The sequence below is a fragment of the Streptomyces sp. CA-243310 genome, assembly GCF_050936775.1.
In the GTDB taxonomy this organism is placed as follows: domain Bacteria; phylum Actinomycetota; class Actinomycetes; order Streptomycetales; family Streptomycetaceae; genus Streptomyces.
In genome coordinates, this window is record NZ_JBNJMF010000001.1 from 3785313 (window position 1) to 3803988 (window position 18676).

The 18676-nt window shown below is 70.1% G+C and carries 17 protein-coding genes; 9 read left to right on the forward strand and 8 right to left on the reverse strand.

Features of this window, described 5'->3' with window-relative positions:
• Nucleotides 1-181: 181 nt before the first annotated feature.
• Together ACQEVM_RS16785 and ACQEVM_RS16790 are read left to right on the forward strand one after the other, a co-directional pair.
• Complete coding sequence (locus ACQEVM_RS16785) at nucleotides 182-1132, forward strand: SIS domain-containing protein (protein WP_433079469.1); 951 nt, start codon at nucleotides 182-184, stop codon at nucleotides 1130-1132.
• Between the two features lie 133 nt (nucleotides 1133-1265).
• Nucleotides 1266-2102 (forward strand): class II fructose-bisphosphate aldolase, encoded by an 837-nt coding sequence (locus ACQEVM_RS16790; protein ID WP_433079471.1) that lies wholly within the window; start codon nucleotides 1266-1268, stop codon nucleotides 2100-2102.
• 119 nt (nucleotides 2103-2221) lie between these two features.
• On the opposite strand, the gene ACQEVM_RS16795 is transcribed toward ACQEVM_RS16790, so the two are convergent.
• From ACQEVM_RS16795 to ACQEVM_RS16805, 3 genes are all read right to left on the reverse strand, one after another.
• A complete protein-coding gene (locus tag ACQEVM_RS16795) occupies nucleotides 2222-4273 on the reverse strand; it encodes a beta-N-acetylhexosaminidase family protein (protein ID WP_433079473.1) in 2052 nt (683 codons plus the stop codon).
• Between the two features lie 18 nt (nucleotides 4274-4291).
• Complete coding sequence (locus ACQEVM_RS16800) at nucleotides 4292-4873, reverse strand: hypothetical protein (RefSeq protein ID WP_433079475.1); 582 nt, start codon at nucleotides 4871-4873, stop codon at nucleotides 4292-4294.
• 250 nt (nucleotides 4874-5123) lie between these two features.
• Complete coding sequence (locus tag ACQEVM_RS16805; RefSeq protein ID WP_433079477.1) at nucleotides 5124-5489, reverse strand: amphi-Trp domain-containing protein; 366 nt, start codon at nucleotides 5487-5489, stop codon at nucleotides 5124-5126.
• 398 nt (nucleotides 5490-5887) lie between these two features.
• Here ACQEVM_RS16805 and ACQEVM_RS16810 point away from each other — a divergent pair, with 398 nt between their 5' ends.
• Nucleotides 5888-6313 (forward strand): VOC family protein, encoded by a 426-nt coding sequence (locus ACQEVM_RS16810; RefSeq protein WP_433080059.1) that lies wholly within the window; start codon nucleotides 5888-5890, stop codon nucleotides 6311-6313.
• Between the two features lie 333 nt (nucleotides 6314-6646).
• On the opposite strand, the gene ACQEVM_RS16815 is transcribed toward ACQEVM_RS16810, so the two are convergent.
• The gene (locus ACQEVM_RS16815) at nucleotides 6647-6871 is read right to left on the reverse strand and encodes a DUF2945 domain-containing protein (RefSeq protein ID WP_433079479.1); all 225 of its coding nucleotides are present in this window, start codon (nucleotides 6869-6871) and stop codon (nucleotides 6647-6649) included.
• Between the two features lie 281 nt (nucleotides 6872-7152).
• On the opposite strand from ACQEVM_RS16815, the gene ACQEVM_RS16820 reads away from it, so the two are divergent.
• The gene (locus ACQEVM_RS16820) at nucleotides 7153-7473 is read left to right on the forward strand and encodes a hypothetical protein (RefSeq protein ID WP_351382998.1); all 321 of its coding nucleotides are present in this window, start codon (nucleotides 7153-7155) and stop codon (nucleotides 7471-7473) included.
• 151 nt (nucleotides 7474-7624) lie between these two features.
• Here the strand turns inward: ACQEVM_RS16820 and ACQEVM_RS16825 are convergent, their stop codons facing one another.
• Nucleotides 7625-8107 carry an SgcJ/EcaC family oxidoreductase gene (locus ACQEVM_RS16825; RefSeq protein WP_433079481.1) on the reverse strand — a complete coding sequence of 161 codons (483 nt, stop codon included), beginning with the start codon at nucleotides 8105-8107 and terminating at the stop codon, nucleotides 7625-7627.
• A gap of 96 nt (nucleotides 8108-8203) precedes the next feature.
• Between ACQEVM_RS16825 and ACQEVM_RS16830 the strand changes: the two genes are divergently transcribed.
• Both ACQEVM_RS16830 and ACQEVM_RS16835 read left to right on the forward strand, forming a co-directional pair.
• Entirely contained in the window at nucleotides 8204-8716 is a 513-nt protein-coding gene (locus ACQEVM_RS16830) for a MarR family winged helix-turn-helix transcriptional regulator (RefSeq protein WP_433079483.1), read from the forward strand.
• 221 nt (nucleotides 8717-8937) lie between these two features.
• A complete protein-coding gene (locus ACQEVM_RS16835) occupies nucleotides 8938-9537 on the forward strand; it encodes a choice-of-anchor C family protein (RefSeq protein WP_433079485.1) in 600 nt (199 codons plus the stop codon).
• A 420-nt stretch (nucleotides 9538-9957) separates the two neighbouring features.
• Here ACQEVM_RS16835 and htpG read toward each other — a convergent pair whose 3' ends face one another.
• Entirely contained in the window at nucleotides 9958-11877 is a 1920-nt protein-coding gene (gene htpG, locus ACQEVM_RS16840) for a molecular chaperone HtpG (RefSeq protein ID WP_433079487.1), read from the reverse strand.
• Between the two features lie 96 nt (nucleotides 11878-11973).
• Nucleotides 11974-13611 (reverse strand): carboxylesterase/lipase family protein, encoded by a 1638-nt coding sequence (locus ACQEVM_RS16845; RefSeq protein WP_433079489.1) that lies wholly within the window; start codon nucleotides 13609-13611, stop codon nucleotides 11974-11976.
• Nucleotides 13612-13881: 270 nt separating this feature from the next.
• Here ACQEVM_RS16845 and ACQEVM_RS16850 point away from each other — a divergent pair, with 270 nt between their 5' ends.
• Both ACQEVM_RS16850 and ACQEVM_RS16855 read left to right on the forward strand, forming a co-directional pair.
• The gene (locus ACQEVM_RS16850) at nucleotides 13882-14916 is read left to right on the forward strand and encodes a MerR family transcriptional regulator (RefSeq protein WP_433079491.1); all 1035 of its coding nucleotides are present in this window, start codon (nucleotides 13882-13884) and stop codon (nucleotides 14914-14916) included.
• 442 nt (nucleotides 14917-15358) lie between these two features.
• Nucleotides 15359-16762, forward strand: a complete 1404-nt coding sequence (locus ACQEVM_RS16855) for an isopeptide-forming domain-containing fimbrial protein (protein ID WP_433079493.1) — start codon at nucleotides 15359-15361, stop codon at nucleotides 16760-16762.
• Between the two features lie 296 nt (nucleotides 16763-17058).
• Here the strand turns inward: ACQEVM_RS16855 and ACQEVM_RS16860 are convergent, their stop codons facing one another.
• Entirely contained in the window at nucleotides 17059-17952 is an 894-nt protein-coding gene (locus tag ACQEVM_RS16860) for an NADP-dependent oxidoreductase (RefSeq protein WP_433079495.1), read from the reverse strand.
• 70 nt (nucleotides 17953-18022) lie between these two features.
• Here ACQEVM_RS16860 and ACQEVM_RS16865 point away from each other — a divergent pair, with 70 nt between their 5' ends.
• The gene (locus tag ACQEVM_RS16865; protein ID WP_433079497.1) at nucleotides 18023-18598 is read left to right on the forward strand and encodes a TetR/AcrR family transcriptional regulator; all 576 of its coding nucleotides are present in this window, start codon (nucleotides 18023-18025) and stop codon (nucleotides 18596-18598) included.
• The last annotated feature ends 78 nt before the right edge of the window (nucleotides 18599-18676 follow it).

Here is an 18676-nt window from a genome sequence, read left to right on the forward strand (position 1 = left end):
GCCGCCACAGGGCAACGTACCCAGGCGTCGAGTGGTGACGTACATGCTCGCCAGTGCTCGGTAGTGCGTCTATTCGAGCAGTAATTGACATATCAGATGTCCATGGAACAGCATCTTGAGACCTCCGACGACAGACCCCCGGACGACAGACCCCCGGCCGGCCCGAACACAAGGAACCGACGTGCCCCCTCGCGACACTTCCCGTACCTCCGTCGAAATCGCCTCACAGCCCGAGACCTGGAGGCGAGCGGCCCGGTCGGTCGGGTCCTTCGCCGCCGCCCTGCCCCGGCGCGGTGAGCGTGTCGCCGTGGTCGGCTGTGGTACCTCCTGGTTCATGGCCCACGCCTACGCGCAGTTGCGCGAGAGCGGCGGCCACGGCGAGACCGACGCGTTCGCGGCCTCCGAGTTCCCCAGCGGCCGCGCCTACGACCGGATCGTGGCCATCACACGCTCCGGCACCACCACCGAGGTCCTCGACCTGCTGGCGAAGGCCAGAGGCACCGCCGAGACCACCGCTCTCACCGCCGACCCGGCCACGCCCGTCATGACGGCCGCCGACAACGTGGCGGTACTCGACTTCGCCGATGAGGAGTCGGTCGTACAGACCCGGTTCGCCACCACCGCCCTGGTCCTCCTGCGTGCACATCTGGAGGCCGAAGGCGCCCTGCCGGCCGGCATACGGCCCATCGCGCAGGCCATCCAGGACGCCGGGCGCGCCATCGAGCTTCCACTGAGTCCCGAAGTGAGTGGTGCCGAGCAGTTCACGTTCCTCGGAACGGGCTGGTCCTACGGGCTCGCGCTCGAAGCCGGTTTGAAGATGCGCGAGGCCGCCGGAGCCTGGACCGAGGCGTATCCCGCCATGGAATACCGCCACGGTCCCATCAGCATCACCGGCCCCGGCCGTGTCGCCTGGTTGTTCGGCCCCGCCCCCCAAGGCCTCGCCGACGACATCGCACGCGTCGGCGGCCTCTTCCGCTCCGCGTCGACGGACGCGCCGGGGGACATCGACCCGCTCGCCGACCTGATCGTCGCCCAGCGCCTGGCCGTACTCGCCGCCGAAGCCCGCGGGTACAACCCCGACCGCCCGCAGAATCTCACCCGCTCGGTGATCCTCGGCACCACCGCCGTGTGAGGAGCCCGGGACCTCCTTGACCACCCACGGGATTCCGGGGCGCTTCCGGCCGGCGACCGCTGTCGTCTTCGGCCCGTGACACCGTCGCCGGCGCCCGACCGCCGCTCCGCCACCACCTTCGTGGAGAACCTTCATGCCTCTGACCTCCACCGACAACATCGTCGGCCCCGCATACGCCGGAAGCTACGGCGTCGGAGCGTTCAACGTCGTGCAGATCGAACACGCCGAGGCCATCGTCGCCGGAGCCGAGCTGGCCGGACTGCCCGTCATCCTCCAGATCAGCGAGAACACCGCCCGCTACCACGGCTCGCTCGCCCCGATCGGACTCGCTTCCCTCGCCCTCGCCCGAGCGGCTTCCGTGCCGGTGGCCGTTCATCTCGACCATGCCGAGTCCGTCGAACTCGTGCGGGAAGCCGCCCAGCTCGGCTTCAGCTCCGTCATGTTCGACGCGTCCAGACTGCCCTACGACGCCAACGTCACCGCGACACGGGCCATCACCGAGGAGTGCCACCGGGCCGACGTATGGGTCGAGGCCGAACTGGGCGAGATCGGCGGCAAAGACGGTGCGCACGCCCCCGGCGTCCGCACCGATCCCGACGAAGCCCGCTCGTTCGCGACGGCGACGGCCGTGGACGCCCTGGCCGTCGCCGTGGGCAGCTCCCACGCCATGCTCACCCGTGACGCCGTCCTCGATTTCGACCTGATGACCCGCCTGCGGGACTCGCTCGACGTGCCGCTGGTCCTGCACGGCTCCTCGGGCGTCGACGACACGGACCTCGCCAAGGCCGTGACCGCCGGAATGACGAAGGTCAACATCTCCACTCACCTCAACAAGATCTTCACGCGCACCCTGCGTGATCGACTGCGGACGGAACCCGGCGCCGCCGACCCCCGTACCTACCTGGGCCCCGCCCGAGACGCGGTGGCAGCCGAAGTGGCCCGGCTCCTGCGCGTTCTCGCTGCCCGCTGACCACACGACATCGGTGTCCTCTCCGGTCCGGCCGGCGTCACCACAGCGGCCTTGGCCGCAGTGGTGAGGGCGATCCGCACCCACGAGTGGTCAAAGCAGCCGGAGGTCCAACGGGTTCTCTACCGGCCGTCGTTGACGGCATGGTTCTGTCCACCGCCGGCGATGTCCCATCCCCGCAGCCGGTCGTCCGCTTGTACGAGGAAGAGGTCCAGGACGCCGTCACCCACCCTGGGCTGCACGCTGCCCCACGTGTTGCGCGCGGGCACGACGCGTACGGCCTTGGCGCGCTGCTGTAGGGCCCGCGACTCGGCCAGCAGCCTCTGCGCCGCGTCGTTGTCGCCGGTACGGCGTGCGTCGAGCGCGTCGAGCGTCCGAACCATGGCCTCGCCCCACAGTTCGGTGGCATCGAGCCAGGGCGCCGCGTCGAGCGTGAACCCCGGCTCGACCCGGCCGCCGCGCACGGTGCTCGGTGCCTGCCGGATCGCCTCCGCGTACGTGCGCAGCTCCCGGACGGCCGCGGCGCGGTCACCCTCGTCCCAGTCCCTCCAGAACCGCGCCACCCTCTGGCCGAGTTCGGGCGCCTGTGGCTGCCAGGGTGTCCCCCCGAACGTCGGTGCCATGTGCTGGAGGTCGCCGAGGACGAGCAGGGCCTCCGTTGACGGGCGGTGGCCGTCCGCCAGGTAGGCCATGGCGCGACGATTGTTCCCCGCGGCGTCGTACGCCGTGTCGTTCCAGGTGAAATCGGCTACCCCGAAGACGGCGACCTTGGAGGCGTACGGCTGGTTCATCGGGTTCGCCACGATGCCCGCCAAGTGCCGCGACAGGCCGGGTTCCCGCTTGTCGTAGGGGGCGAGCAGCAGACGCCCGCTCGTGTTGCCGAAGTCGTTGACCGGATAGTTGTCCCAAACGAAGACCTTCCGTCCGAACAGAGCGGACGCGCGGTCCGCCTCCTCTGCGGTGATCTTCGGTGGTACGACGTCGGTGCCCGTCCACATCACCACGACCGCCGGGTCCAGTGTGGAGCGCAGCGTCTGTTTGTAGGCGGTGTCGGTCAGATCGCCGTACTCCGTGGGCACCGTCTGAAGGGGTTCGGTACCCGAGCGCGTGGCGACGAAGTCGTGCTGCACGTCGTTCAGCAGGTCCGCCTGCGCGCGGGCGGCCGAGGCGCGTCCCGGGGCTCCGTATGCCGCCCTGTCGCCTTCGCAGTTCCACCGGGTGTAACTGATGTCGTCGAGAGGGATGGAGAAGGATCGGGTGCCCAGGTCGTGGAGAGCCGCGAGCTTGGTCTTGAGTGCCCTGCGGTCCTCCGGGTCGGAGTAGCAGATCGATTCGCCGGGCGAGACGGCGAAGGTGAAACGGACGTGATTCGCCGTCGCGCGCCGCACCAGCTCGCCGAGGTCCGCGAGCTTGGCCGCCGGATAGGCATCGCGCCACCTGCCGCGGTGGTAGGGGTCGTCCTTGGGCGCGTACACGTAGGTGTTGGCCTTGACGTCGCCGTAGAAGTCCATCTGATCGAGGCGCTCGGCGTGCGTCCACGGGAGACCGTAGAACCCTTCGACCGTGCCGCGCAGCGCCATGGCCGGGAAGTCGCTGATCTCGGCGCCCGCCACCCGCCAGTGCGGGTCGTCGCCGTCCTCGAACCGCAAGAGCCCGCGCATCGTCTGCACGGCGTAGAACTGTCCTGCCGCGTCGTGCCCGCCGAGGGCGACCTGCCCGTGGCGCCTGCTGCCGCGCACGTTCAGCGCGTAGCCCTCGGCCTGGTCGGGTACCGCCGTCCCGGCCAGGGCCGCGGCGATGTCAGGACGGTCGGCCGGGCCGAGGAGGACGGTGAACAGGCTCCGGGGCGCCGCAGGGACGGCGTCGGGGGCCACGATGTCCACGCGGTCGGCGCCGTGGGCCGCGAGTTCGGCGACGAGACGGTCGCGAGCTGCGGCGTCCGTGCGATCGTCGGCGACGACGAGGACCCGATCCGTGACGGCGGCGCTGTCCGGGGTGCCGGAGCCGGACCGGGGGACTGGCGTGATCGGCGGCAGCGGGATGGACGAGGCACGGCCCACGGGGGCCGTCGGGGGCGCGGCCCGCGCCACCGGGGAATCGGGGGCGAGGACGCCCATGGCGAGGGCGACGACAAGGGCCAAGTGTGCTCCGACGACGGCCCTGTGGTTCTGCATGAGACCTCCCAGAGTGGTCTAGACCACATTCCGGTGCCCCAAGCTATCGCTGTTCTCCCGCCCGCGGCAACGGTGCCAGGCGACGAGATCAGGCCTTCTTCGGGATGCCGCGGTCAAGCGTGTCCCCGGAGCCGACTCTGTGTGCGGCGTGCGACCGCGCGAGCCCACGACGGAGCAGCGAGACCGCAGGTCACGTGTGGGGCACTGATTCCGCCGGGCGGTCAGAACTCCCGGCGGGCCGGTCGGCCGGCCGGTCGACCGGCCCGCCCTGCGCGCCTCCAGCGAGTTGGCGATGCCCAGACCGAGACCATTGTGCAGAAGGGAGGCGAGGACCGTGTCCGGGCCGGCCGCCGAGCCGACATCGGTGAACATCTGGCCTGCTTCCAGCGGCAGTTGGTCCCCGACCGTGTCGGCCAGGACAGCCACCCCCGCCCCGGCCGCGGTCATCTTCGACGCGTACCGGCCCATCAGCCCGTGGCCGGCGCGCGAGGCGTCCGCGAGGCAGACGTCCACGGCCCCCGCGCCGTCCAGCCCCCGCGCCTCCTTGACCAGCGCCGTACCGCCGGCGAGCGCCTCGGCGGCCCCGGTGCGGATCTTCACCCCGGCCAGGCCTCGTAGGCGGCCACCACCACCATCACCGGGCGTACACGGTCCCCCGGACCGAGGCGACGGCCTGCCGTACGTCGTCCCGGGTGCCCCGGCACACCGCCGCCACACTCGCCGCGCCCTCGGCCTCCACGGCGACCCGCCGTACGGCGCCGTCAGTCCCGACCCCGGAGGCGAAGAGATGTCCGGAGCCGGGTGTCCGACCGTGTGTGCGTGGCGCGGGATCCGCCGGGAGCGGCGGGGCTCACGGCGTCTTCGCGGCCGGTCGCTTGGCGTTCTTGCTGCCGGCGGCCGTGCTGCTCCGGCCGGCCTTGGCGGTGGTCGTGGCCTTTCGCCTCGGCGCCTTCGCCGGGGTGGCCACCTGTGACGCCGCCTTCCGGCCCGATGAGGTCGGCCATTTGAACTCGATCTCCAGCTCGATCTCCCCGCTGCCGATCTCGATCTCGATCTCGCTGCGAAGGTCGTCGGGGATCCGCAGGCTCAGCGTTCCGGCGCCGAGTTCCAGGTCGACCTCCCCGCCCTTCCTCAGCGCGGTTGCGAGGGCCGTGAGCTGGTCAGCCGCCTCCAGGCGTGACAGCGAGCGCTTCTGCTCAAACTTGAGATCCGACATGTTTCCTTCCAATCCTGGACAGGCAGTACACATCGTCCATTCTGAGGTCATGTGTCGGATCGGACATCCTCATGAACGACCGAGGGGCCCGGAGTGGCCCCGGCCGCGACACCCGCCGGTGCCACGGGCGAGTACGGGAGGCGCGATGCCGCCGGTCGGGTGTGCGCGGACGGGTTTCGGTTCGCGGCGGGCATGCCACGTGGGCATCACCGACCGGTGGCGGTCGCAAGCAGTTCCTCGAAACCCGGTGCGTGCCGGGCGTCGAGAATGTGACGTCGGCTCCGTCCCGGGTGTATCGGTGGTGCGCAACGGCTGTGCGATGAAGAAGACGACGAAGAAGATGAAGACGAAGAAGATGAAGACGACGCAGAAGGAGAATCGCCGTGGCGCTTCAGCGGATGGACAACGTGGGCATCGTCGTCGAGGACCTGGACGCTGCCATCGCCTTCTTCGCCGAACTGGGCATGGAGCTGGAAGGCACGGCGGAGATCGAGGGTCTCGCGGCGGACCACATGGTCGGACTCGACGGCGTCCGCAGTGTCATCGCGATGATGCGGACCCCGGACGGCCACGGCAGGCTGGAGCTGACGGTGTTCCGTACACCTGCGGCGATCGACGGCAGTCCGCTCGATCCTCCCCCCAACACCAGGGGGCTGCACCGGGTCATGTTCGCCGTCGACGACATCGACGACACCATCGCCCGCCTGCGCCTCCATGGCGCCGAACTCCTCGGCGAGGTGGCGCGGTACGAGGACAGCTACCGCCTCTGCAACCTTCGCGGCCCCGCCGGCATCATCCTCGCCCTCGCCGAGCAGATCGGCTGAGAGAACCGGTCGCGGCTGAGCGGCGACCGGCCTCACGGCTCACTGCGGCCGACCCGATCTCGGTGGCGTCGGCCGGCCCGATCGCCGGGCGCGCCGGTTCGACACTCGGCGGTACACCGTCACTCCCGGGGGTCGTGACCCCAGTTCATCGGCGACTGACGCCTTCTCGTGACGGTGATGTCGCCCTCGGGCCTCTGCGCGCGCGATGTGCGGGTGCGGATACCCGATGACCCTGCGCACGTGCGCAGGGTCGGTCCTCGTCGAGGTCGGCCCTTCCGGTGCGCAGCGGCTGTGCGATCCGGCGCCCGGAGTCGTGCCCGGTGCGGTCCGCCCTCACTTCTTGCCGCGCTTGCGCAACGACTGTGGTGTGTGAACGGCCCTGCGGCCCGACTTGTCGCTCTCCACCTCGTACTGCGGCTCGTCCTGGGAGGCGTCGACGGTACGGCCGGCCGCCTCCGTGCGCTTCGTGATCTTCTTCTTGACCTCGCCGGGTACCTTCGCGCCGTGGCTGCTCCACGAGACCTTGTCGCCCTTGCCGAACTCGTCGTCCTTGGCCATGGCCGTCCCCTTCTCCGATCCCCGCCGCCGGACCCGATCATGCTGTCCGTCGGCGAGCCGGCCCGCAACCGCTCGCAGGGCCCGCGGGCCGCCCCGGTCGCGCCGAGCCGTGCGCTCGCGGGTGGGGCGGGGCTCGACTCACGCGGACGACGGTGGGCCCGGGCGTCGAAGGCATGCTCCACCGCAGTCAGCCGGAGGGTTCCGGCGATGTTTCGGACCTCGGGTAGAGGAACGCGAGGCAGCGGAGAGGCCGTGTTCACCGCCGGCGGTCTACGCTCGGCATGGTGACGGACAACGAGATCCAACTCAAAGCCATCGCCGCTCTCACGGCCCTGAGGTCCGGCGCCGACAGCGATTTCGTCTCGGGCCTGCTGGCAGATGTAGTCCCCACGCAGTTCCTCGTCCCCGCCGGTGCCGGTCCGGAGGAGACGGGGCTCGCCGTGCTGGAACAGGTGTCCCAGCCCTTCAACGCGCTGGTCACCGGCTTCATCCTGGCTTTCCAGGCGGTCGCCGACGCCCATGACGACACCGATCCCGAGAACCCCACCGAGGAGCTCCTCCAGAACCTCGCCCTCACCCTCGCCCTCGACGACACCGACTGAGAACGAGCCCGGTCGCCGGGCGATGAGGCCGGGAGACCGAGGCGGTCGTCCGGCCTCTTCCTCCCCGGCCCCCGATACCCCCCGATACCGATACCGATCCCGGCGCCGGGATCGGAAGCGGGAGCGGTCGGCGGGCGCGCGCTCGGCTCGCTCAGCGCTCGGCCGCCGGGACGAGACCAGGGGCGAGCCTGTACGACACGGCTTCCATGAGCGGCTTGCGCCGGGTGTTGTGGAACGCGGCGATCCGCCACTGCCCGTCCGCTTCGAGGACAACGGTGTACGTCTGCACCTTGCCCGGTTTCCGCGGTCGCTTGCCCTTGTACGTGTCTCCGCGCCCGGTGACGACCGCCGTGGCGGATCCGTGGAAGCGGATGTCGAACATCTCGTCGGCCAGTCGGGTTCCTTTGAGGAAACCGGCGAAGAGTGTGCGGTGGCTCTCCACGATGTCCCGTCGTCCGCGGTAGAGGGTGCCGATGTAGGTGGTGTACGAGGCGTCCTCGGTGAAGAGCGCGCCGTAAGCCTCGGCGTCATGACGGTCCCATGCGGCGACGAGGCGGGCGAGCACCTCTCGCACGGCGGCTTCCTCTCTCGTGACTGTCGGGCGGGTGTGACCCGAACCGGCGTCTGACTGCATGACGTACCCCCTGTCAGTTCGTTAAGCTGAGGCAGATACTGACTCGAAGCAGTATCTGCATGTGTGCAGATATCAATGTAGGAGGGGTACTCCGGTATGGCAACACCCGATCGTGCGGACGCGCACCTGGTCTTCCGTCAGTATCTGGACGCCGTGGGTCTTCAGGGCCTGGCCGGCGCGGCGGCGGCCGGACTGCATACCTCGGAGTGGTACGCCCTCAGCCTCATCACTCTGGAGGGGGGTTTGTCCTCCGGCGAGTTGGCGTCACGGACCGGACTCACCACCGGCGCGACCACCCGGCTCATCGACCGGCTCGAACGGGCCGGATATGCCCGCCGTGCAGCCGACGTCAACGACCGCCGCCGGGTCATGGTCGAACCCGTGCCGGAGGCACTGGACCGAATCGAGGACGTCGTCGGACCGGCTCGCCGCCACATCTCCGAGGTGATCAGCGGTTACACACCCGAGCAGCAGGACCTGCTCTTCGACTACTTCGCCCGAGCGGCACCCGCGTTCCGAGCCGCGACCGAGGAGATCCGACAGAACACCCAGTCCCGGCGGAGCAGGACCGCCACCCGGAAGCAGTCATCCGATCCGGGACGGCCGTAGCCCCGACAGGGGACGGGCGTGCCGGCGGCCCCCTTGCCGCCCGGGCGGCCCCGGTGCCCGGACACCGCCGCGAAACGGCTTCCGGTAGCGCCAACCGGTATGACGGCGGTCGTTTCAGCGGGCATGTGCCCCCGCACTCCGGGTCGCGATCCTTGTGCACGCCGCGGAGAGATCACCACAGTTGAGGTGTCCAAGCCACCCTCGTCCTCCGGGAGGAACACATGGCGGTTTCCCGTACGTCCCTCATCGCCGTCACCATTGCGGCCCTGCTCTCCGCCGGTTCCGGTTTAGCCCTCGCCGCGCCCGCCGCGGCGGCGGTGAGCCGATTCGACGACGGGAGCTTCGAGTACCCCGTGGCGCCGGTCAATGCGTTCACCACCGTGAGTGCCGGGCAGTCCATCGGGCCGTGGAGGGTCACCAGCGGAGCGGTGGACCTGATCGGCGCCGGGTTCTGGCAAGCCGCGGAGGGGGATCAGTCCGTCGACCTGAACGCCGCCCAGGCCGGCGCGGTCGCCCAGACCTTCGCCACGACGGCGGGCCAGAGGTACACCGTGACGTACTCACTCGCCGCGAACCCGGAAGGAGGGCCCGCGGTGAAGACCGGCCGCGTCCTGCTGGACGGTCAGAACATCCAGGACTTCTCCTTCGACTCCACCGGCAAGACCCGCCCCGCCATGGGCTACGTGAACCGCCAGGTCACCTTCGTCGCGGGCGCCGCCTCCACGACCCTCGGATTCGCCAGCACCGTGGCCGGGTCCTACGGGCCGGTCATCGATGACGTCCGCGTCCAAAGCTGCTGCCCCTGCTCCTGCGGCACCTGACAAACTCGTCCGGCGTCCGGCGTCCGGCGTCGGCCGGGGAGGGCCCGGCTTCGCTGCTGCCGGGCCCTCGATACGTCCCGGCCGTGACCAGCGGGACAGCCTCCCAGGCAGTACGGCCAAGGCCTCCGCCCCTCGATGTGCGGTCGACGCGGGCAACCGGTCAGGACACGTGCCGGGCGGCGGCGGGTTTCCCGGAGCGGCAGCGCCTGTTCGGCGCGCGCGGCCGGGGCCTGGACCGGGGAGCCGGAAGCCGCCGTGACCGCAAGGTTGACGTCCCGATGGACCGGCCGACCACCGCCCGCGGGACCGGCTCCCGGACCGTGCGGAGCGGGAGCCATCGGCGACCTCGATCGGCAAGGCCGAGCGGAGGTGTGGACGCACCCCCGCTCGGGCCGGGCGGCCGGCCGGCCGGCCCATCCGTCACATGGCGTGGGTCAGACGCTCGGTGAGCAGCCGCGTGAAGCGGGCCGGGTCGGGCAGGTCGCCGCCTTCGGCGAGCAGGGCGCTGCCGTAGACGAGCTCGGCGATCTCCGACAGCGCCGGGTCATCGGCGTTCGCCTGGTGAGCCGTGCGCAGCGCGACGATCAACGGATGTGTCGGGTTGAGTTCCAGGATCCGCTTGACCTGCGGCATGTGCTGCCCCATCGCCCGATACATCTTCTCCAGGGTCGGAGTCATGTCCTGGGCGTCACCGACGATGCACGCGGCCGATGTCGTCAGCCGGGACGACAGGCGGACCTGCTTGACCTGCTCGGACAAGGCCGTGGTCAACCAGGGCAACAGGGTGGCGAACGCCTCCTCGCGCTTGACCTTCTCGGCCTCGGCTGCCTCGTCACCCTCGGCGGCCTGCTCTCCGAGGTCGACCTGCCCCTTGGCGATCGACTGGAGCCGGTGGCCGTCGAAGGCGGGAACCTGGTCGGTCCAGACCTCGTCCACGGGGTCGGTGAGGATCAGGACCTCGTACCCGTTGGCGGCGAACGCCTCCATGTGGGGAGAGTTCTCCACCGTGGCGCGGGTCTCGCCGGTCAGGTAGTAGATCGCCTCCTGGCCGTCCTTCATGCGCTCTACGTACTCGCGCAGGGTGGTGGTCTTCTCCTTGTCGTGCGTGGAGTCCACCGAGACCAGCGGCAGGAGTGCCTCGATGTTGTCGGTGTCCTCGAGGAGGCCCTCCTTCAGGACGCGGCCGTACTGGCCCCACAGCTGGGCGTAACGCTCGGCGTCGGCTCCCTGTACGTCCTTGAGCGCGCCCAGAACCTTCTTCACCAGACGCCGCCGCACGTTGCGGATCTGGCGGTCGTGCTGGAGGATCTCGCGGGACACGTTCAGCGACAGGTCGTGCGCGTCCACCACACCCTTGACGAAGCGCAGGTAGTTCGGCATCAGCGCTTCGCAGTCGTCCATGATGAACACGCGCTTGACGTACAACTGCACACCGCGCTTGCTCTCCCGCGAGAACAGATCGAACGGGGCCTGCGAGGGAATGAACAGCAGCGCCTCGTACTCGAAGGTGCCTTCGGCGCGCATGTGGATGGTCTCGGCCGGGTCGAGCCAGTCGTGGCTGATCTGCTTGTAGAACTCGTTGTACTCGGCCTCGGTCACCTCGCTTCGGGGGCGGGCCCACAGGGCCTTCATCGAATTGAGCGTCTCGACCTCGCCTGTGGCGGCGTCGCCGCCGTCCGTGGACTCGGCAGCCATCCGGATCGGCCAGCGGATGAAGTCCGAGTACTGCTTGACGATCTGGCGGATCTTCCAACCGGCCAGGTAGTCGGCCGGCTCGTCCTCGCTGTCGGCCGGCTTGAGATGCAGGGTCACCGAGGTCCCCACGGGCAGGCCCTCCACGGCCTGGATCCGGTAGCTTCCCTCGCCGTCGGACTCCCACTGGGACCCCGCCTCGGAGCCGGCTCGACGGGTGCGCAGGGTGACCTTGTCGGCGACCATGAAAGCGGAGTAGAAACCGACGCCGAACTGGCCGATCAGGCTCTGCGCCGCGGCATCGTCCTCGGCATCCTTGATCTTCTGCAGCAGACTGGCCGTGCCGGACTTGGCGATCGTGCCGATCAGCTCCACGACCTCGTCCCGGCTCATGCCGATCCCGTTGTCGCGGACGGTCAACGTCCGGGCATCCTGGTCGACTTCCAGCGCGATGTGAAGGTCGGAGGTGTCGACCTCCAGTTCCGGGGCGGTCAGCGACTCCATGCGGAGTTTGTCCAGGGCGTCGGAGGCGTTCGAGATCAACTCGCGTAGGAAAATGTCTTTGTTCGAGTAGATCGAGTGGATCACCAACCGCAACAACTGGCGGGTCTCGGCCTGGAATTCCAGCGTCTCGACACTGTTAGCCACGGGGGCTCCTTCCTTATACGGATGAACCGCATGATATGCGGGATGCCCTGCGGTTCCGGAGCGCGTACCGGCGGCGGTTCAGGGCAGTCCGGCCACTCACCGGGGCAGGCGATCCCAGAACGCGCAGTGGTGTGCGGCGCTCGCATCGACGGAACGGATACCACCCGGCCCGGGAGCCAAGGCCTGCACTGCCTGCACTGCCTGCACTGTCTGCGGCGACGAGGGGCGCAGGACGGGCCAGCGTGGGGCGTCGAAACGGTTCGGGTCGCCGGTGCGCGCGAAGCTCGTCCAGTAGTCGATCATCCGGTGGGACAGCGCGCGTTGGGTGTCGGTCAACGGTCGCTCGGTGGGGAAGTCGGAGAACAGATAGGGCAACTCGAATCCGTGCGCGGCGCCGTAGGGGAAGCCGGGGTTCGCCGGCAGGCCCGCGAGCACGGGTGCGTCCGGATCGCCGAACTCGTATCCGTAGACGGGGAGGCCGGGGGCATGGGCGACGATTGCCAGATCGGCTGCCAGTGTGGTGCAGCTGAGGGAGCGATCGGTCAGCACCGCGGCCCAAGCCAGCGCGGGCGTGGGGTGGTGTGCTGCCGGATACTCCGCCTCGACGGCCGGGGCCGCGCTCCCGAAGGCGTCGACCAGGCGGGCACGGTAGTCGTCCTCGGTGCGGATCGGGAACGCGGCGAGCGACAGGCCGACGAACATCCGCATCTCATCGTGATTGGTGCCCTGGATGATCGGCACGCGGTGGAATCGGCCCGACGCCAACGCCTGGTCCGGCGCCACGGGCAGCAACTCGTTGCCGAAGGCGGGCCGGTTGAAGGACTGCATGAGCTGCGCGGTGGCGAGGCGATCCGTGCTCTGCCCGCGCAGGCACGCCAGCACCTCGTCCTCGGTGCCCTTCGCACAGCCCAGCTGACGGGCGGCGTCCGCACCCGCCGCGCGGACATCGCGCTGGGAGGCGAAGGGTTCATAGGCCGGGGTGCGGGGGCCGAGGGCCCCGGGTGGGAAGGACATGAGGCAGGAACCGCTCTGGAGCACGGCTCGCTGGAAGAGCCCGACGGCCGTCGGCGAGGTGAGGTGTGCGCAGACGCTCAGGGCGCCCGCGGACTCACCGAACAGGGTGACCCTGCCCGGATCGCCACCGAAGCGCTCCGCGTTCGCCCGTACCCAGCGCAGGGCGGTCTGCTGGTCCGCCAGGCCGAACGGTGGGGCGGAGCCCAACCCGGGATGGCCGAAGAAGCCGAAGATCCCCAACCGGTAGTTGACCGTGACGACGACCGCGTCACCCCGTACCGCCAGCTCTCGTGGGTCGTGGTCACTGCCTGAACCGCCCAGGAACGCGCCGCCGTGCATCCACACCAGTACGGGCCGCTTCTGCCCGGCAGGTTTGCGCGTCGGCGTCGGCGTCGGTGTGGTGACGTTGAGGTAGAGGCAGTCCTCCGACCCGACGACCTCGGCCGCCCCGGGTGCCGGCATCTGCACACAGCGCGGGGCCGTCGTCGTCGCGTCCCGGACCCCCTGCCAGCGGGCAGCGGGCACCGGGGCGCGCCAACGCAGCGGCCCGGTCGGCGGCGCAGCGTAGGGGATGCCGCTGAAGGTCGTGTACGAGCCGTGTGACACGCCGCGTACCAGGCCGTGGTCGGTCCGTACGACGGCGCCGTCCCGCCCTGCGGGGAGCGGGGATCCGGCTTGCGCGCCGGTCGCCTGCACAGGGGTGGCGGTGAGGAGAGCCACCGCGCACAGCAAGGGGGAGAGCGCACGGAGCCACCGCTCTCGGCGTGGACGCGGTGCCGTAGGGGTGGGAGACATCGGGATCGAAGACATGCGTACCTTTCGTTTCCGGGTCGGACGAGGTCGCCATGGGGGCGCCACGACGCCGTGCAGGGCAGGGCAGGGCAGGGCAGGGTTCAACGAGGCCTGCACGGTGGGGGATCGGCGGGGCCCGACGTGGTCGGTTCTCAGTACGCTAGGACCTCCCGTGCGCTGGAGGTTCAAGGGGCTGTGATGCAGGACACGTGGAGCATCGGTGAACTCGCGGCCGGAACGGGGGTGCCGGTCAAGACCCTCCGCTATTACTCCGACAGCGGTCTGCTGCCCGTGATCGGCCGCAGCACCGGAGGCCATCGGCGCTACGGACCCGAGGCGTGGGAGCGGATCCGCCTCATCAGACGCCTGCGAGCGCTGGACACCCCGATCGCGACCATCACGCGGGTGGTCACCGGTGAGTGCTCCCTCGGCGATCTGGTGGCAACCGAGCTCGAAGTGGTTCAGGAACGACTGACCGAACTGCGCTGGCGCCAGGCCACCCTCCAAGCCCTGGACGACTGCACGAGCGAGGTACGGCTCCGGCGCCTGGAGATACTCTCTCGCGTGCAGCGGCTCCCGCAGGCGCACCGCAGCCTCACCGACCACTGGTATCGGGAGCTGTCCGGAGCCTTGCCGAAGCACCGGCTCGACATCATGATCGCCATGTTGTCCCCCGGCCCGCCGCAGGACCCCGAACCGGCTTCGGCCTTGGCCTACGCGGAGCTTCATCTGCTGGTCTCCACGCCCGGTTTCACCTCCTGGACCCAGGACCACGAGGAAGAGATGAAGGATGGGCCGGCCTTCTACGGGGAGATCGACGATGCTGCCGCCTTGACGGCCGCCGCCATGGCCCAGGGGCTGCCACCCGGCGCCGGGGACGCGGTCAACGCCTTCGTGTCCGCCCACGCGCGAGCCCGGCGCGAGTCGGACACGCCTGCCTTCCGCGAGTACCTGCACGGGCTGGTGTCGAGGTCATCCGGCTTCGACCCGCGTCTGGAGCGCTACTGGGCCCTGGTCGGCACGGCCACCGACGGCCGCGTGCTGAACATGACGGTGGCTCACAGGTGGCTGACCGACGGATTGTCGATCTCGATGTCCCGCGACGCTCCTTCGACTGCCCGGGACCGGGACTTCAAGAAGGACACGAGCGGTACGGAAGCCGAGGAAGCCGGGGAACCCAACGAAGCAACGAAGGCGACGAAGGCGACGAAGGGCGAGGGCGTACGGCCCTGAGGGGCACCCCGGGGACGCACGGTGAAGGACGCCCCGTCCCCGAGCGTTCTGCGCGCGCGATGTCGCCGGGGCAGGTCGGTGCCGACCACCGCGGTGTCACCGCCGTAGGCGTCAACCCTGCGATGTCCGATTCACCCTGGTGAGGGCGAAGGCGAGGCGTGCGGCGGAGGCTTTCGGTCACGACGGGTTGGGCGGGGGAATAGCAGCGTGGCATATGTGGTGGAGGCGGCGTGCCTTCGGTGTGCCGCGGAACGGTCCGGCGGGCGTCACTCCGGGGTGGATCACCCAAACCCGGCATGTGGGATTGACCGAACCCGACCGGTCGTCACTTTACGTGTTCATCCGGGCGTGTTGTCCTCACTGCGTGTTTCGGCACCGCGACGGCACGCAGAGATGTGGCCGGTCGGCGGTGCGTTCAGCAGCGTCGACTCAAGGGGAGAACATGGCCACACCTCCTTCTGCTCCGCTCCGGGTTGCCCTGGCCAACGGCAGCTTCGAAGTCCCCTCCGTCACCGGTGTGGAGATCCTGCCGGACGCCTCACAGACGCAGGCGGCCAAGCGGGTTCCGGGCTGGCTCACCACCGCCACCGACCACAGGATCGAACTCTGGCACTCGGGCTTCCAGGGAGTACCGGCAGCCGAGGGCGCCCAGTTCGCCGAGCTCAACGCGAACGAGGTGTCCACCCTCTACCAGGACGTGCCGACCACCCCCGGGACGAAGCTGTACTGGCGGCTCTACCACCGTGGCCGTCAAGGGGACGACACCATGGCGCTGGACATCGGGGCGCCGGGCTCCACGGCAGAGCAGAGGCGCTTCACCGACGGCAACACCGCCTGGGGTTACTACACGGGCACCTACACCGTCCCGGCAGGGCAGACGCTGACACGCTTCGCCTTCCGTTCCATCTCCGCCGCCGGCGGAAACCGCGGCATCGGCAACTTCCTCGACGGCATCTTCTTCGGCACCGCCGCCTACGCGGTGCTCGACAAGACCGCGATTCCCGCGGGGCCGCTGGAGGTGGGCGACGTCGTCACCTACCGCATCACCGCCAAGAACGAGGGCGGTGGCGGGGCCGACAACCTCATCCTGACCGACGTCATCCCGCAGGGCACGACGTATCTGCCCGGCTCGCTGCGCATCGTCGACGGTCCGAACGCGGGAGCGAAGAGCGACGCCCAAGGTGACGACCAGGCGTACTTCGACACCGCGGCGAACAAGGTCGTCTTCCACCTCGGCAACGGCGCTTCCGCGTTGCAGGGTGGCAATCTGGCCGGCACCGAGACCCTGCCGGCCGGAACCACGGTGGAGTACCGGGTCGTCATCGAGCGGGCCGTCGGCGGCAAGGAGATCAGCAACACCGCAACCGCCACGTACGAGAACCGGCTCGGGGACAGGCCGGAGCCCTTGACGTCCACGTCCAACGAGCAGATCACACAGGTCAAGCCCGCCGCCGACCTGACCGTCGCCAAGGCGGCCGACGCGACCACCGTCACCGTCGGCCAGACGGTGACCTACCGCATCACCGTCCACAACACCGGCCCGAACCAGGCCTCCGGGGTCGCCGTCACCGACCGACTGCCGGACGGGCTCACCTTCCTGTCCGCCGCCGGCGCACCCGGGAGTTACGACCCTGCCACCGGGAAGTGGACCGTGGGCGACCTGGCCGTCGGCGCCACTGCCACCCTCGTGCTGCGGGCCAAAGCCACCGAGGCCGGCCTGATCGCGAACAACGCGACCGTCACCGGCAACGAAAAGGATCCGGACACCACCAACAACACCGACACCGTATCCGTGTGCGTCGAGCCGGCCCCGTCCTGCTGTGACCCCTGCGCCACCCGGAAGTAGCCCGACGAACGCTGCGTTGGGCAGAGTTCGTCTCTGCGCCCGTGCCCGGGCACCAGGGCGGGTGCTGCGCCGGCACGGGATCGAACCGCGTGCGGTCCGCCCGCTGCCCCGGGATGACGACCGGGGACGGCGGGCGGGACCGACCGTCCGCGCGCAGGTGGACCTCGTGGGCGAACCCGCCCGGCGAGCGCCCGGTCCTCACTTTCCGCATCACACCCACCAGGCGGGGGAGGGGACGAGGCTCCGCCAACGGCGTCTCGTCCTGCTGTCCCTCCTCGCGCCGCGCGGGCAGCGGCTCAAACGACCAGGACCCGGCGCCCCCGGGTATGGCCTGCGCGGCTGTCAGAGTGCGCCGCCGCTGCCTCGGTGAGCGAGTACGACTTCTCGACCGGGATGTGGAGCCTGCCCCGGGAGATGAGGTCGACGGCCTCGGCGAGCGCGTCCGGCACGCTCCCGGCCACGCCGGAGAACCGGACACCCAGCCGCGGCGCACCGAGGTCGGCGATGGAGACGACCTTGCGCGGGTCCCCGGTCAGCTCGACGAGTTCGCGGATCACACCCGAGCCGGCCAGATCCAGGGCCGCGTCGACCCGGCCCAGGTGCCGTACACGCTCGACCCAGCCCTCGTCATAGGTCGTGGCGAGGGCGCCCAGGCCGCGCAGGTAGTCCTGGTTCGCACCGCCGGCCGTACCGATCACCGTGATGCCGCGCGCGCGGGCGATCTGCAGCACCGCCGATCCGACGCCGCCGGACGCACCGCTGACCAGCAGCGTCTGCCCGGGCCGCACGCCGACCTCGCGGATGACGCGCAGCGCGGTCTCCACCACCGACGGGTACCCGGCCGCCTCTTCGAAGGACAGCCCCTCGGGCATCCTGGCCCAGGCCGACAGCACGGCGAATTCGGCGTACGTGTCGGCGCCTTCGCCGAACACGCGGTCGCCGACCTCGACCCCCTCGACGCCCTCGCCGACCTCGTCCACCACCCCGGCGGCGTCCAGTCCGACCCCGGCGGGCAACTCGACCGGATGGGCTCCCAGGACCTGGCCCTCCCGGATCCTCCAGTCGACGGGGTTGACACCCGCCGCCCGTACGGCAATGCGTATCCGACCGGGGCTCGCGTGGGGCTCCTCGGCCTCCACCAGTCGCAGGACCTCGGGACCGCCGAACTCGGCGAAGCAGATTTTCCTCATGCGACCGAACATAGACCTAACCGTTAGGGTTTCACAACCGTTCCGGTTTCATACCTGGTAGTGTCACGGCATGATCGAGCCGTCCGGACGCCGCGAACGCAAGAAGGCCGCGACCCGTCAGAAGATCGCCGACACCGCGCTGCGCCTCTTCCTGGAGCGCGGGTACGAGGCCGTGGGCATCCGTGACGTGGCGGCCGAGGCCGACGTGGCCGTCACCACCGTCTTCGCCCACTTCGCCTCCAAGGAGGCCCTGGTGTTCGAGCGCGACCAGGACTTCGAGGAGCGCCTCGCGCGAGCGGTGACCGACCGCCCTCCGCACGAGCCGCCCGTCCCGGCGCTGCACCGCGAGGTCCAGGCCCTGGTGCGGCACTGCACGGCGGACGGCAGTGCCTCCGTCCGACGCATGATCGAGGGGTCGCCCGCGCTGCGGGAATACGAGGAGTCGATGAGCCTGCGTCACGCGCAGGCGCTGGCAGCGGCGCTGACCGCCGATCCCCACCTGTCCCGGAGTGCGACCGCCTGCCGGGCGACCGCGCGGTTCGCCATCGACGCCTACGCGCTGGCCTGCCGGGCGGACGATCCCGAGGCCACGGTGGACGAGGTCTTCCGGATGATCGAGGCGGCCTGGGAAGCCGCCGCGCCCTGAGCCGGGGACGCCTCCACGTGCTGCGGCCGGCGCCGGGGCCCGACAGGTGCGGATTGCCCCGGACGGCTCGTACCGGAC